Origin of the sequence: Shewanella intestini (assembly GCF_018221465.1) — a bacterium.
Lineage (GTDB): Bacteria > Pseudomonadota > Gammaproteobacteria > Enterobacterales > Shewanellaceae > Shewanella > Shewanella intestini.
Map to the genome: position 1 here is coordinate 142,768 of NZ_JAAIKR010000008.1, position 13,984 is coordinate 156,751.

Sequence of the window (13,984 nt, forward strand, 5' to 3'; positions counted from 1 at the left end):
TTGCTTCCAGCCAGCTTGCTGGCTTTGTATCCCTTTTTAGTTTATTTCGGTATTCAACAGCAACAGACGTCAGGGTTGCTGCTCATTCTCGGCGGCGCTTTTGTGGCGCGGCTGATATTTGCCCCAGACAATAAACCACTTAAAATAATGACTTACATTACCAGCACCTTAGGTTTATGCCTGGTATTGGTCAGTCATTTTGCGTCACAAAAAGCTTGGTTACTGTTTTATCCTGTGGTGATTAACATCAGCTTGTCACTGCTCTTTTTAAGCAGCGTGTTAGTCAACCAACCCATTATTACCGCCATTGCCAAATGGCGTGAACCTGACTTACCTGAAACAGGCATTATTTACACTCGCAAACTCACTTATGTTTGGGCTGTTTTTTGTGCCATTAACGCCGTTATCGCCGCGATAACCACCACGTTATCGATGGACATTTGGACCTTATATAACGGCCTTATTAGCTACGTGTTAATTGGCAGCTTTATGGCCTTAGAGTGGGTTTATAGACAAAGAGTAATGCGCCGTGACAACTAGTCTTATTCATCAAATATTATTGTCAGCCCCACAGCAGCAACTCTTAGCCATTGAAGATGACCAAGTGTTTACCGCCGCGCACCTAAGGTATGACTGCAACGCATTAATGACCCAACTAAGCCTGTGCCCGCAAACCAACATTGGTATTTTGTGCCAACACTCTTGGCATTTTTTAGTGGCATTATTGGCTTGCCAACAACTGGGTAAGCGGCCAGTGGTGTTCTCTAATATTCAGCCACGCCAAGCCCAAGAGTACGCTAAACAATGGCAATGTCTGTGTGACATTCCTGAAGTGATTGCCAGCACTAACGCTATTTCGGTATCGCACCTTAATAAGACGTCAAGCTCGACAAACTACCCATTTGCTGCCATTGACAGCCAGCAAGCACTGCTGACGTTATACACTTCAGGCAGCACTGGCCAACCAAGCGCGGTAGATAAACGCTTAGCGCAATTAGAACTTGAAGCGCAAACATTAGAAGCCCAATTTGGCTCACACATTGTACCCAACGCGTTATTTGTCGGCACGGTGGCGCATTATCATATTTACGGCATTTTATTTCGCTTGTTATGGCCGTTGTTAACTCAACGCGTTTTTGATTGTACGCTAATCCAAACGGAAGAAAATCTGCAAAGCCTATTAGCCACGCCTTTGTGTTTTATATCAAGCCCCGCATTTTTAAGCCGCTTAACCGACATGCCAAGCATTCAAAGCCAGCAAGTGAGCTTTAGCTCCGGCGGGCCATTAACTATCGCCAGCGCCCAAGCTACATACAAACAATTAGGCAACTACCCATTTGAAGTGTACGGCAGCACCGAAACGGGCGGCATCGCTTGGCGACAACAAACCCAAGCAGCAAAACCGTGGCGTAAGTTTGACTTACTTAGCCTTAGCATCAATGACGGCTGTTTAACGGTAAACTCACCGTATATTGAAGGTGGCAAGTTTATGACACAAGACTGTGTCACACTGCACGATGACAATCACTTTAGTTTACAAGGTCGTGCAGATAGAATTGTTAAAATTGCTGAAAAACGCATCTCACTTGACGCTTTAGAGCACAATTTAAACGCTTGCGACGGCATTGTAGATTGTGCGGTGATAGCGATTGCAGCCAATAAGCCTGGCCCTAATGAAAACCAAGCCAAAGCACAACAGCTGCGTATTGGCGCCGTGGTGGTATTAGATGCCGCATGGCAACAAACTTATCAAGCTCAAGGCCATTCATGGTTATGGAAGAACATTCGCCAGCAATTAAAAGGCTTAATTGAGCCCGTTGCCCTGCCAAGGCAAATTCGCGTGCAAGCTGTTATCCCTAAAAACCAGCAAGCCAAACGTAGCTATGTCGAATTAGAGAAGTTATTTCAATGACCTTGCAAAAATTACCTGAGGTTGTCGCTAGTCGCCTTGATGAACAGTCACTACAAGTAGATTTATTTGTCAGTGAAGATATCGTGTACTTTAAAGGCCATTTTGATAGCCATGCACTGCTGCCGGGCGTTGTGCAACTCGACTGGGTGCTGCATTTTTTCAAACTGCATTTTTGCCCAAACTTTACATTTTTAGGCAGCGATGTGATTAAATATCAACAGCCGATATTGCCAAATACCCATGTCACACTGCAAATTGAATGGCAGCCTCAGCGCAGTAAAGTGGTATTTAAATATGTTTCACTAACAGGCACTCACGCCTCAGGTAAAATAAAGGTAATGGTTAAATGAGTTTTTCATTAGCGGCATTAATCCCTTGTTATAACCATGGCGACACCGTTGAAGCTGTGGTGCAGGCACTTCAAAGCAAAGCATTAGATGTCATCATCGTTAATGACGGCAGTAACCAAATGACAACCCAAACCCTGCGTGAAATTAAACAACGTTGCAATATCCACTTGCTAGAGCTTGAGCAAAACTCAGGTAAAGGCGGCGCGGTCATGGCCGGGCTAAGCCATTTACATCAACTAGGTTACAGCCACGCGGTGCAAGTAGACGCCGACGGCCAGCATGACTTAGCCACATTAACCGAGCTTATCAAGCAGGCAAAACTCGCGCCTAATGCGGTTATTTCAGGCAAGCCAGTTTATGGCGACGATGTGCCTAAAGGACGTTTATACGGGCGCTACCTTACCCATGTTTGTGTGTGGCTTGAAACCTTGTCACTGCAAATTAAAGATTCCATGTGCGGCTTTCGAGTTTATCCCCTTGCCCAAGTACAACAATTATTGAACCGCACTGAGCTTGGCACCCGTATGGACTTTGACATTGAAATACTGGTCAGGCTTTACTGGCAAGGACTAAATATCAAACATGTCGATACGCCAGTTAGCTACCCAGAAGATGGCATTAGCCACTTCAACGCCATTGACGATAATATTAAAATTTCATGGCTCCATACCCGCCTGATTTGCGGTATGTTGCCACGTATTCCTAAATTATTACTGCGAAAATTCACTCATGGCAGCTAATCATTGGTCTAGCAGCAAAGAGCGCGGAAGTGTATTAGGCATCAAGTTTATGCTTGCCACCTATCGCCTATTGGGACGCAAAGCGTTTTCGCTGATACTTTACCCTATCATTGGCTACTTTTACTTGTTTGATCACAATAGCCGCCAAGCATCAAACCTATTCTTGCTGCGTGTACAGCAACATTTAGTCGCAAACGGGCAACCCTGCCCCCCACTTTCAAGCTTCAAGCATTTATATTCCTTTGGGCAAAGCATACTCGACAAACTGGCTGGTTGGGGCGGTGACATAACCTACGAGCAACTGACATTTCATAACGAGCAAGTGTTAGCTAGCACCCTTACCAGCAATAAAGGTGGGCTTATTTTAGGTAGCCATTTAGGCAACTTAGAGCTGTGCCGCGCATTAAGCAGCCAGTATGTTGACCTTAAAATCAATGCCTTGGTGTTTACTCAACACGCTGAAAACGTTAACTCAGTTATGGAAAAAGTTAACCCAGACAGTAACTTAAACTTAATTCAGGTCACCGAGATGGGGCCTGATACATCAATACTATTAGAACAGAAGTTAAATAATGGAGAGTGGGTTGTCATCGTTGGCGATCGCACCTCAGTGACTCAACACAATCGGGTAGTTTGGCAACCGTTTTTAGGTCAGCCAGCCCCCTTTCCTGTTGGGCCTTTTATCTTAGCAGCCATCCTCAAACACCCTGTGTATTTGATGTTTGGTTTTGCCAACCAACACGGTAACGGATACGACATCTTCTTTGAAGAATTTGAGTCATCCCCTTCATTACCCAGAGCCAACCGCACAGAAGCACTTAACGATTTAATTGCCCGTTACGCGAGTCGACTTGAGCACTTCGCAGTGCGATACCCACTGCAATGGTTTAATTTTTTTGATTTTTGGAAGTTAGATAATGATTCAAAATAACAACCCAGTTGTATTTGGAGACAAACAGATCTCCATTTCTGAGGTTTGCCAATTAGCTCGCCAGCAAAGAACTGCAGCGTTGTCTACCCAAGACGTTTTTGTTAATAAAGTCCAAGCCGGTGTCGATTTTCTTGACGACCTATTAAAGAATGACGGTGTCATTTACGGCGTAACCACCGGTTATGGCGACAGCGTTACTGTGTCGATTCCAAGTCATTTAGTGGAAAAACTGCCGTACCAATTAACCCGTTTCCACGGTTGTGGTTTAGGCGCGCATTTTGACAACCAAGAAGCGCGCGCCATTATTGTGTCACGCTTAGCCTCTTTAAGCCGCGGTATGTCTGGGGTCAGTTATGAGCTATTAAGCTTATTAACGAGTTTACTTGAACACGACATTTTACCCTTGATCCCAGAAGAAGGTTCAGTGGGAGCGTCGGGCGACTTAACCCCGTTGTCATACCTTGCGGCGGTATTAATTGGTGAGCGCCAAGTACGTTATAAAGGTCAAGTGATGGACACCTTGACCGCCTTTGAGCAAGCCGGATTAACGCCAATTACACTGCGCCCCAAAGAAGGGTTAGCGTTAATGAATGGCACCGCAGTAATGACTGCGATTGCTTGTTTAAATTGGCAACGAGCTCAATACCTGTGTGACTTATCCACCCGCATTACCGCCATGGTCAGTGTGGCAATGCAAGGTAACGCGTTTCACTTTGACGAAGCCTTACATGCAGTAAAACCGCACCAAGGCCAAGTTTTGTGCGCCGAGCGTTTACGTAGCGACTTAAACTCAGACTTACCACCAAGTAATTCAGACCGCTTACAAGACCGTTATTCATTACGCTGCGCGCCGCATGTTATTGGTGTATTACAAGACACCTTAGATTGGGCTAAAGGCGTGATTGAAATTGAGCTTAACTCGGCCAATGATAATCCGATTATCGACGGTGAGAATCGGCGCGTATTACATGGTGGTCATTTTTACGGTGGCCATATCGCCATGGTAATGGACAGCTTAAAAACGGCAGTAGCAAACGTAGCTGACTTACTTGACCGTCAATTAGCACAATTATGTGACTATAAGTTTAACAATGGCTTACCATATAATTTAAGCGGCGCACCTGCTGATGTGCTGCCAATAAACCATGGCTTTAAAGCCGTGCAAATTGGCGTGTCATCGTGGACCGCCGAAGCGCTTAAAAACACCATGCCAGCGTCTGTATTTTCACGCTCGACTGAATCGCACAATCAAGATAAAGTCAGCATGGGGACGATTTCATCGCGCGATTGTCGCCGGGTTTTAGCGTTGTCAGAACAAGTGGCTATTGCCTGTTTATATGCCGCAACCCAAGCCATTGAGCTGCGTATTAATGCCCAGCAACTGTCAAAGCAAAGCCTGACACCTGCTCTGCTTAATACCATTGACGATGTGCGTGCAGTCTCGCCATTTTTAAGCGAAGACCGCCCACTTGAAACCGAACTACGTAACGGCTTACGCGCCCTTGCTAATAACTCATGGACGTTCTATTAAATGAAACTAACCGCCGAAGCAGAGCTTTCTGTTCCCTTTCAAGACTGCGATCCAATGCAAATTGTTTGGCATGGTAACTATTTTCGTTACCTTGAAGAAGGCCGTCAGGCTTTATTGAGTAAGCTCGACTTCGGTTATAACGTCATGAAAGCCGAAGGCTTTGCTTATCCGGTTATTGATACGCGCATGAAGTACGTCAGTGCAGCGCGTTTTCAAGATAAACTAAGGGTGATTGCCAGCTTAGAAGAGTGGGAAAACCGCCTAAAAATAAGTTATCGGATAATCCGGATCAGTGACGGCAAAACCTGTATAAAGGCTTATACCACTCACTGCGCAGTAGGTATTGAAGACGGTGAAATGCGATTCGCCTCGCCAAATTGCTTATTAGAGCGAGTCAATAAATGTCTAAATCAATGCTAAAAGCAACCTTAATTAGCCTAATGGCAATACTGAATATTGCCTTAGTACAACTAAGCTGGGCTAACAGCGTGCCTGCAGCGCCGGTGCAAAAACCAACGTTTGACATTAATGTGTTAGCGCAATTATTTGCCCATACCACCCGCGGCCACGGCAGTTACCAACAGCAAAAGAAAATGTCGGTTTTAACCCTGCCATTAGCTTCCCAAGGCGTGTATTACGTTGAGCCGGGCAACACCATTGTGTGGCAGCAACAACAGCCTTTTGCGCAAACGACTTTGATTAAAGATGGCGCACTGAGCCAATTTATCAATGGCGAATTACAACCCAACACTAAAGCGGCCGGCGGACAGGCCGCGTCGCAAATGATCATGGCGTTATTTTCTGGCCAATGGCAATCATTAAGCCAAGACTTTAGCGTTAACCTAACGGGCAACGCCGCGCAGTGGCAGATCAAACTAACGCCAAAATCAGGGCCGATGGCAAAGGTATTTAGTGCCATTAACTTGCAAGGCCAACAGCAGGTCATTAACCACATTAGCCTAACTGAGCACAGCGGTGACAATACTCAAATTACCTTACTGCCCGCCAATGACAGCCCAATACCCACATCCATTAGCCGAGTGCTAAACCATGGCTAAGCCTGAGCCGCACGCCCAAAAAACGGATTTTAACCAACAACATAAGCTATCGCGTCATAAAAAATTGGCGTGGTTATGGCTATGTTGTCAGTTGACCTTAGTGGCATTTTTAACCTTCAACATGGTCAATGGTCTGCGGCCACAAAATAATTTTTTAGCCCTGCTACCTGTCGATGAACAACGCCCTTGGGTGCAAGACACCATAGAAGCGGCCGCATCGAGCCTTGAGCGACGTTTAGTGTTTATTATTGGCGCAGACGATAAAGCCCAAGCACAACAAGCGGCGCAAAAATGGCAACAGACATTAACAAATATCGACAATATTGAAGTGTTGTCACCTCAGGCCAGCCAACAAGCTTATTACCAACAGTTATTTCCATATCGCTATGAATTACTCGACTCACAAGCCACTAAATGGCTTAGCCAGCAACAAGCAGACAAAGTGACCCAGCGCGCCATGGCGCAAATTTATAACCCCTTTGCTGGCGTCAGCGCCGGCGAGTTAAAGCAAGACCCTTGGTTGCTGTTTCGTCATTACATGCAGCAACGCTTTGCTGATAATCGCTTTGACTTACAAAATGGTTTGTTGCATACCCAGCATGAACATAAAGACTATTTTTTAATTCAAGCAAAGTTAACCAGCGGCGCTTATGCGCGTAAATCGCAGCAGGTGGTCAACGACATTAATCGTCAAGCCAGCTTGCTTGAACAAACTGACAAGGTTGAAGTATTACGCCAAGGCGTGGCGTTTTATGTGACCGCTGCAGCCACCAGCGCCCGCAACGAAATAAGCCTAATTGGCGGCGGCTCATTACTTGGGATCATCGCCCTTATCATCCTCACCTTTAAAAGCATTCGGCCGTTATTATTGTGCTTATTGTCCATCAGCCTTGGGGTGATTAGCGCTGCCAGTGCCACTATTTTATTTTTTGGCGGTATTCACAGCTTTACCTTGGTGATTGGTGCGAGCTTAATTGGGGTATCAGTTGATTATGCGTTTCATTATTTGTCTTATCGCGCCTGTTGTAACAACCGCTGGGACAGCATAAAAGCCGCAGCGCACTTACGCCCTGTGTTAGTACTTGGGCTCGCATCAAGCGTGCTGGCTTACGGCGCATTATTAGGGGCGCAATTTCCCGGATTAAATCAAGTCGCGGTATTTTCAAGTGCAGGCTTAATTGCAAGCTTGCTTAGCGTACTGCTGTTTTACCCTTTACTAACCAAAACAACAGCGCGCCATCAACCCATCCCGCTTGCCAATGGTTTATTAGCGGCAATAAAGGGGTATCAACAAAGCCACTTGGGCAAAATGGTGTTAACGACATTACTGTTACTAAGTGCGCTAGGCATTAGCCAACTTCACTTTGACGATGACGTGCGCTTATTACAAAGTGCACCCGCTTGGTTAAAGCATCAAGAAGCACAAATTTCAACATTAACAGGGGTAAGCCAGTCACAGCAATGGATGGTACTCACAGGCCATGATCAAGCTCAACTTCGCGAAGCTGAGCAAACACTTTCCCGTCAGTTACAACCTTTGGTAGAACGCGGCGTCATAAGTGGCTTTAGCGGGGTATTTCAACTGCTGCCTGCCAACTCAAACCTGAAACACAACTATCAGCAAGTGGCCAAGTTAGTCGATAATCAAGCTCAAGTATTGCAGCAAAACCTAGGGTTAACCGCGCGGCCACAACTGCCCGCATTTACACCGTTAAATTGGGATAAACTTAAACAGCTTGCGCCGCATATGCCTTACTTATGGGGCACTTTAGCCGATGGCGAAGCCTACTCAGTTATTATGCTAACCGGCGTCACCGATACAACACCATTAATGGCGCTGCAAACACTTCGCCCCCAAGGTATTAATCATGCAAACAGTGCAAACAGTGCAAACCAAGCTGACAATCCTTCTCCACTGCGGATAACCTATGTGTCACGCGCAGATGAAATAAGCCAGCTACTTGGGGATTATCGCAGTGATACCTTAACCATGTTACTGATAGCTTACGTGGTAGTATTTATTGGCTTAGCCTTAAAATACAGCGCTTGGGACAGCTTGTTGTTGTTAGCATCGCCCCTATTAGCCAGCTTATTTGCGATTGCCTTACCGGGGCTATTTGGCATTGAGGCCAATGTATTTAACGTCATCGCCCTGCTGCTTATTTTTGGCATTGGCATCGATTACAGTTTATTTTTACGCTTTCATCTTGGCCAAGCTCATGCTGCACTGGCGGTATTACTGGCAGGATTAACTACCCTATTGTCATTTGGACTCATGGCCGTTTCAACCAACCACGGTATTGCCAGTTTTGGGTTAACAATTGCAGGTGGTATCTTGGCGTCATGGCTACTGGCACCGTTATTTTCAACCTATAAAAATCCATTACAAGGCCAACAAGGTGAAAGCTGATTTAGCCCTCCCCCTATGGGCACAAACAACGCATATTTTAACTATGCTGACCATCATAATGCGCAAATGCAAGCAACTTAAGCACGCAGGTTTGGTTGTCGTTACCCTAGTATTGTCATTAAGTTTACCCGGCTGCGCATTACTGCGCCCTATGGTAATGCCTACATCACCACAAGACAGCTGGCCAACACCGAGTGAGCTTGGTTACTCACTTCAGGCCCAGCAAGTGTTAGGATTAACTTACCAAGGCCAAACCCATAAAATGTCCGTTGCCCTTGAAGTGTCGGCACAAAAAATGACCTTAGTAGCGATTTCAGCCGTTGGTGTCCCTATTGCCATTATTAACTGGGACGGCGAGCATTTAGACAAACAAAGCCCTACAGGAATGGATCTTAATGCCATCCCATTTGAGCTGATTATGGATACCATTTTTTACGCATATTGGCCGCAGCCAAGTTTGGCCGATATGCTCAAGCAACAACAATGGACAATGACCGCCACGGCGCAACAACGCAGCTTGTATAATCATCAACAACAAAGCCAAATTGATATTAGGTTTAACCAATACCAGCGCCCCAATGGCAGCATAGCCATCACGGACTATCGCACCGGACTTGATATCGCGTTAACGACGATACAATGGATAACAACAAAATGACCGCTACTTTTATCCACGCAATTGGCGCAATTAGCGCCTTAGGTTGTGGAAAACAAGCCACGATGGCGAACTTACAACAAGGGCAATCGCCAGGATTAACGGTGTACGATAAAGCGCTTTATTCAGGGCGCAGCACTTATGTGGGTAAAGTGATTGACCCATTAGTGAACTTACCGCAAGCGCTAGAAGATGCCAGCAATCGCAATAACCTCATTGCAGCCACCGCCTATGAGCAAATAAAGCCTGTGGTTGAGCAATATAAACAAACCATTGCAGCTAACCGCATTGGGGTGATCATTGGCACCAGCACCACCGCAATTGTTGAAGGCGAAAAGTCCATTAAACATATGCACCAACATGGTCAATTGCCCGATGACTTTAGGTTTGAACATCAAGACATTGCCGACCCAGCGTTATTTATTGCCCGTTTAGCCCAAGTTAGCGGCATAACCTATAGCTTGTCGACAGCATGTTCATCGTCAAACCGTGCTTTTATTAGCGCCCAAAGCCTATTAGATGCCGATTTGTGTGACGTGGTTATTTGCGGCGGCGTCGACAGTTTATGTGACTTAACCGTCAATGGTTTTGACTCTTTAGAACAAGTTGCGGCGAGCCCAAGCAGGCCATTTGATCAGCATCGCAGCGGCATTAATATCGGCGAGGCCGCCGCACTATTTGTGTTATCTCGTGCCCCCAGTGCAATTAAGCTAACCGGTTGGGGCGAGTCAGGTGAAGGCCATCATATATCAGCGCCAATACCTTGTGGTACTGGCGCGAAACAAGCCATGGAACAAGCATTAAGCCGCGCCAACATTGTGCCAACTGACATTGGTTATATTAATGCTCACGGCACAGCAACGCAGTTAAATGACGCCATGGAATCGATTGCCATTGCCGAGCTATTTGGCAGCCAAGTACCAGTGAGTTCCACCAAAGCATTAACAGGCCACTGCCTTGGCGCAGCGGGCGCAATAGAAGCTGCAATTTGCTGCTGGGCTTTGCAACAACAGCAACTGCCACCACAATGGCCACAAGACTTTACGGCTGCCGATAATGTTAGCGCGCTCAACTTTAGCGCCAACAAAGGACAATTATTGACGCCAAGAGTATTATCCAATAGCTTTGCCTTTGGCGGTAACAACGCATCCTTAGTTTTTGAGTTACACGAGCAATAATATGACCAGCACCAAGCCAACATTTCCAAGTATTGAAACACTCCTCCCCCACAAAGCCCCCATGCTGCTTATTGATAGAGTGGTATGGGCAAACAACGACGCCATTGGTTGTGAGGTTATCATCAAGCCAAGTTGCGTGTTTTATGATGAAAAAATTAATGGCATTGCATCGCATGTTGGCATTGAATATATGGCGCAAACCATTGGCGCACTCGCAGGCTTAAAAGCCCACAATAACAATCAGCCACCGCCAATTGGTTTTTTACTGGGGGGCCGCGCATATAAAGACAGTGGTCAAGTATTTACTGTCGGCCAAACGTTGCAAGTTAGTGCCACGTTGGCCATGAGTGATGAAACCATGGGCGTTTACCAAGCAAAAATTGAAGTAAACGGCGAACAAATAGCCAGCAGCCAAATTAATGCTTATGTCCCTAGCGCAGCGGTTTTAGCTCAGTTAACTGCGGCAAAATAAACAAATTTAAAGGTATGAAAATGAAGCAAGTACTCGTAACCGGAGCCAGTAAAGGCATTGGTAAAGCCATTGCGATAGCACTGGGAAAAGCAGGTTTTGAGGTAGCCGTACATTATGGCCATGATAAACAAGGTGCATTAGATACGCTTGCGCAAATTGAATCCGATTCAGGCAAGGGGCGCATTGTAAGTTTTGATATTGCTAATCGCGAACAATGCAAAGCCGAAATAGACCAAGACATTACTAAACATGGCGCTTACTTTGGCGTGATAATTAACGCAGGCATTACCCGAGACACCGCTTTTCCATCAATGATCGGCGAAGATTGGGATCAAGTGATCCATACTAACCTTGATGGCTTTTATAATGTCGTGCATCCAACCGTGATGCCAATGGTTGGCCTGCGTGAAGGCCGTATTGTGACAATTTCATCATTATCTGGCCAAGTAGGTAATCGTGGTCAAGTGAACTATTCAGCCTCAAAAGCAGGCTTAATTGGTGCAACGAAAGCCTTGGCGGCAGAGTTAGGCAATAAACGTCGCGCCATTACCGTTAACTGCGTGGCACCAGGACTCATTGACACCGGCATGGTAGAAGAGCACGTAAAAGAACATGTTTTGCCGGCGGTGCCATTAAAACGCATGGGAAAACCAGAAGAAGTAGCAGGTTTAGTCGCCTTTTTACTCAGTCCATCAGCGGCTTATATTAACCGCCAAGTCATTGGCGTAAATGGAGGATTACACGGATGACTAAACGTGTTGTTGTAACCGGTATGGCAGGCATTACAGCCTTAGGTGATAACTTATCCACCGTCATAGCCGCGTTAAAACAAGGGCAAAATGCGGTTGTCAAAATGGACGACTGGCAAAAATATGATGGCTTAAAAGTCAATCTAGCGGCACCCATTACTGATTTCAAGTTACCTGCCCATTACACCCGTAAACGTATCCGCTCAATGAGCCGCGTGTCGCATTTATCAACCCGCGCGACAGAGCTTGCCTTAACAGAAGCAGGGCTAATTGATTCAGACATACTCACCAACGGCCAAATGGGCATTGCCTACGGCAGTTGCTCAGGTAGTACAACTGCGGGCAATGCCTTTACCACGTTACTAAAAGATCACAGCACCCGCGAAATGAATGCCAATACCTACGTTGCCATGATGTCGCACACCACCGCCGTTAATACTGGATTATTTTTTGGGATCCGCGGCCGGGTGATTCCGACCTCAAGCGCTTGTACATCAGGTTCGCAAGGCATTGGTTACGCGTACGAAGCCATTAAATACGGGCAACAGCAAGCCATGGTTGCCGGCGGCGCAGAAGAGCTATGCCCTACCCAATCGGCGGTGTTTGACACCTTATTTGCCGCCAGTACCCGTAACGACACCCCTAAAATGACGCCGCGCCCTTATGATAAAGATCGCGACGGCTTAATCATTGGCGAAGGCGCAGGATCATTAATTTTAGAAGATGCCGACCTTGCTCATGCTCGCGGCGCAAAACCTATCGCTGAAATCGTGGGTTTTGCCACTAACTGCGACGCAGCCCATGTGACTCAACCCCGCGCTGAAACCATGCAAATTTGTATGCAAATGGCATTAAAAAATGCTGGCTTACAACCTGAACAAATTGGTTATGTAAATGGTCACGGCACCGCCACTGAACTCGGTGACATTGCAGAAACCACCGCCACCCACGCGGTATTTGGCAATCAACAACCTATTTCAAGTTTAAAAAGTTACTTTGGCCACACCTTAGGCGCTTGCGGTGCAACCGAAGCATGGCTAGCCATTGAAATGATGCGCAGCAACTGGTTTGCTCCCACCATCAATCTTGACAATATTGACCCACGTTGCGCCGAGCTAGACTACATAACAGGTCAAGGAAAACAAATGTCATGCGAGTACATCATGAGTAATAACTTCGCCTTTGGCGGCATTAACACCTCATTGATTTTTAAGATTTTGTAATTGTAGATGCCGTATTTTTTGGCGATAAAACAAGTAGCTATTGACTTAATCCCATAAAAGGCAAATGCATATAGCATGAAATGAACCTATAAGTATGGTTGGCATAATATAAAAGGTATGGTTATGCCAGCTATGCCCTTATCCACAAGGAGGACAAAAAGGTAATAGGTTTCTGTGGTGTGAAATATGAGTCGGAACTTGGTTGCCCAGACATAGGTTATCGTATGTTACCTAAGTACTGGCGACAGAGGCTAGTTAAAACAAATGCGCTGACTCATAAATGCCCCATTGCTTGTTTACTGTTTTGAAAACTCTACGTCTTGGTACTTAGTTAATATCAGTTTTAGACATATGGATTTCACACAAGATTTCCAAACCCTGTTTGGATTAACGTCGTGGCGCTTCGCCCACACCAGAGCAAGAAGGGGGAAACTGCTCCCCCCTCTTGCATCTCCCCAGCAGCCCCGGCGAAATTTTCTGGAAAGCGAAAGATTTCCAACGGGGAACAATCCAGCTTTGAACTTCGTTTGTAGTTCTAACGCGTTTATGCCCCATTCCTTGTTTACTGTTTTGAAAACTCTACGTCTTGGTACTTAGTTAATATCAATTTTAGACATATGGATTTCACACAAGATTTCCAAACCCCGTTTGGATTAACGTCGTGGCGCTTCGCCCACACCAGAGCAAGAAGGGGGAAACTGCTCCCCCCTCTTGCATCTCCCCAGCAGCCCCGGCGAAACTTTCTGGAAAACGAAAGATTTCCAACGGGGGACAA

Annotated in this window: 14 protein-coding genes; all 14 read left to right on the top strand. The window is 46.1% G+C overall.

Annotated features, from left to right (window positions below):
• From G3R48_RS10075 to G3R48_RS10140, 14 genes are read left to right on the top strand one after another with little or no spacing between them, the layout of a single operon-like run.
• Entirely contained in the window at positions 1-540 is a 540-nt protein-coding gene (locus G3R48_RS10075; RefSeq protein WP_153662927.1) for a COG4648 family protein, read from the top strand.
• Entirely contained in the window at positions 530-1,912 is a 1,383-nt protein-coding gene (locus G3R48_RS10080; RefSeq protein WP_153662929.1) for an AMP-binding protein, read from the top strand. Before G3R48_RS10075 ends, G3R48_RS10080 begins: the two co-directional genes overlap by 11 nt.
• Positions 1,909-2,262 carry an ApeI family dehydratase gene (locus G3R48_RS10085; protein WP_153662931.1) on the top strand — a complete coding sequence of 118 codons (354 nt, stop codon included), beginning with the start codon at positions 1,909-1,911 and terminating at the stop codon, positions 2,260-2,262. The genes G3R48_RS10080 and G3R48_RS10085 overlap by 4 nt, the downstream gene beginning before the upstream one ends.
• Positions 2,259-3,002, top strand: a complete 744-nt coding sequence (locus G3R48_RS10090; RefSeq protein ID WP_212593307.1) for a glycosyltransferase family 2 protein — start codon at positions 2,259-2,261, stop codon at positions 3,000-3,002. The genes G3R48_RS10085 and G3R48_RS10090 overlap by 4 nt, the downstream gene beginning before the upstream one ends.
• Complete coding sequence (locus G3R48_RS10095) at positions 2,992-3,933, top strand: lysophospholipid acyltransferase family protein (protein WP_212593308.1); 942 nt, start codon at positions 2,992-2,994, stop codon at positions 3,931-3,933. Before G3R48_RS10090 ends, G3R48_RS10095 begins: the two co-directional genes overlap by 11 nt.
• A complete protein-coding gene (locus G3R48_RS10100) occupies positions 3,920-5,464 on the top strand; it encodes an HAL/PAL/TAL family ammonia-lyase (protein WP_153662933.1) in 1,545 nt (514 codons plus the stop codon). The genes G3R48_RS10095 and G3R48_RS10100 overlap by 14 nt, the downstream gene beginning before the upstream one ends.
• The gene (locus G3R48_RS10105) at positions 5,465-5,884 is read left to right on the top strand and encodes an acyl-CoA thioesterase (RefSeq protein ID WP_153662935.1); all 420 of its coding nucleotides are present in this window, start codon (positions 5,465-5,467) and stop codon (positions 5,882-5,884) included.
• Positions 5,866-6,522, top strand: coding sequence for an outer membrane lipoprotein carrier protein LolA (locus G3R48_RS10110; protein ID WP_153662937.1), 657 nt, complete (start codon positions 5,866-5,868; stop codon positions 6,520-6,522). Before G3R48_RS10105 ends, G3R48_RS10110 begins: the two co-directional genes overlap by 19 nt.
• Positions 6,515-8,932: an MMPL family transporter gene (locus tag G3R48_RS10115; protein ID WP_153662939.1), complete on the top strand. Its 2,418-nt coding sequence runs from the start codon at positions 6,515-6,517 to the stop codon at positions 8,930-8,932. Before G3R48_RS10110 ends, G3R48_RS10115 begins: the two co-directional genes overlap by 8 nt.
• Positions 8,933-8,990: 58 nt before the next feature.
• Positions 8,991-9,590 (top strand): DUF3261 domain-containing protein, encoded by a 600-nt coding sequence (locus tag G3R48_RS10120; protein WP_194823859.1) that lies wholly within the window; start codon positions 8,991-8,993, stop codon positions 9,588-9,590.
• Positions 9,572-10,765, top strand: coding sequence for a beta-ketoacyl-ACP synthase (locus G3R48_RS10125; RefSeq protein WP_228497342.1), 1,194 nt, complete (start codon positions 9,572-9,574; stop codon positions 10,763-10,765). Before G3R48_RS10120 ends, G3R48_RS10125 begins: the two co-directional genes overlap by 19 nt.
• 1 nt (position 10,766) lies before the next feature.
• On the top strand, positions 10,767-11,237 hold the full coding sequence (locus tag G3R48_RS10130; RefSeq protein ID WP_153662943.1) for a hotdog family protein: 471 nt from the start codon (positions 10,767-10,769) through the stop codon (positions 11,235-11,237).
• Positions 11,238-11,251: 14 nt separating this feature from the next.
• Positions 11,252-11,986 carry a 3-oxoacyl-ACP reductase FabG gene (gene fabG / locus G3R48_RS10135; protein WP_343227754.1) on the top strand — a complete coding sequence of 245 codons (735 nt, stop codon included), beginning with the start codon at positions 11,252-11,254 and terminating at the stop codon, positions 11,984-11,986.
• Positions 11,983-13,209, top strand: coding sequence for a beta-ketoacyl-ACP synthase (locus G3R48_RS10140; RefSeq protein ID WP_153662947.1), 1,227 nt, complete (start codon positions 11,983-11,985; stop codon positions 13,207-13,209). Before fabG ends, G3R48_RS10140 begins: the two co-directional genes overlap by 4 nt.
• Positions 13,210-13,984 lie beyond the last annotated feature (775 nt).

Coding starts and splice junctions, on each gene's coding strand:
- G3R48_RS10085 (WP_153662931.1), top strand. CDS start 1,909: ATGACCTTGCAAAAATTACCTGAGGTTGTCGCTAGTCGCCTTGATGAA.
- G3R48_RS10090 (WP_212593307.1), top strand. CDS start 2,259: ATGAGTTTTTCATTAGCGGCATTAATCCCTTGTTATAACCATGGCGAC.
- G3R48_RS10095 (WP_212593308.1), top strand. CDS start 2,992: ATGGCAGCTAATCATTGGTCTAGCAGCAAAGAGCGCGGAAGTGTATTA.
- G3R48_RS10100 (WP_153662933.1), top strand. CDS start 3,920: ATGATTCAAAATAACAACCCAGTTGTATTTGGAGACAAACAGATCTCC.
- G3R48_RS10105 (WP_153662935.1), top strand. CDS start 5,465: ATGAAACTAACCGCCGAAGCAGAGCTTTCTGTTCCCTTTCAAGACTGC.
- G3R48_RS10110 (WP_153662937.1), top strand. CDS start 5,866: ATGTCTAAATCAATGCTAAAAGCAACCTTAATTAGCCTAATGGCAATA.
- G3R48_RS10115 (WP_153662939.1), top strand. CDS start 6,515: ATGGCTAAGCCTGAGCCGCACGCCCAAAAAACGGATTTTAACCAACAA.
- G3R48_RS10120 (WP_194823859.1), top strand. CDS start 8,991: ATGCGCAAATGCAAGCAACTTAAGCACGCAGGTTTGGTTGTCGTTACC.
- G3R48_RS10125 (WP_228497342.1), top strand. CDS start 9,572: ATGGATAACAACAAAATGACCGCTACTTTTATCCACGCAATTGGCGCA.
- G3R48_RS10130 (WP_153662943.1), top strand. CDS start 10,767: ATGACCAGCACCAAGCCAACATTTCCAAGTATTGAAACACTCCTCCCC.
- fabG (WP_343227754.1), top strand. CDS start 11,252: ATGAAAATGAAGCAAGTACTCGTAACCGGAGCCAGTAAAGGCATTGGT.
- G3R48_RS10140 (WP_153662947.1), top strand. CDS start 11,983: ATGACTAAACGTGTTGTTGTAACCGGTATGGCAGGCATTACAGCCTTA.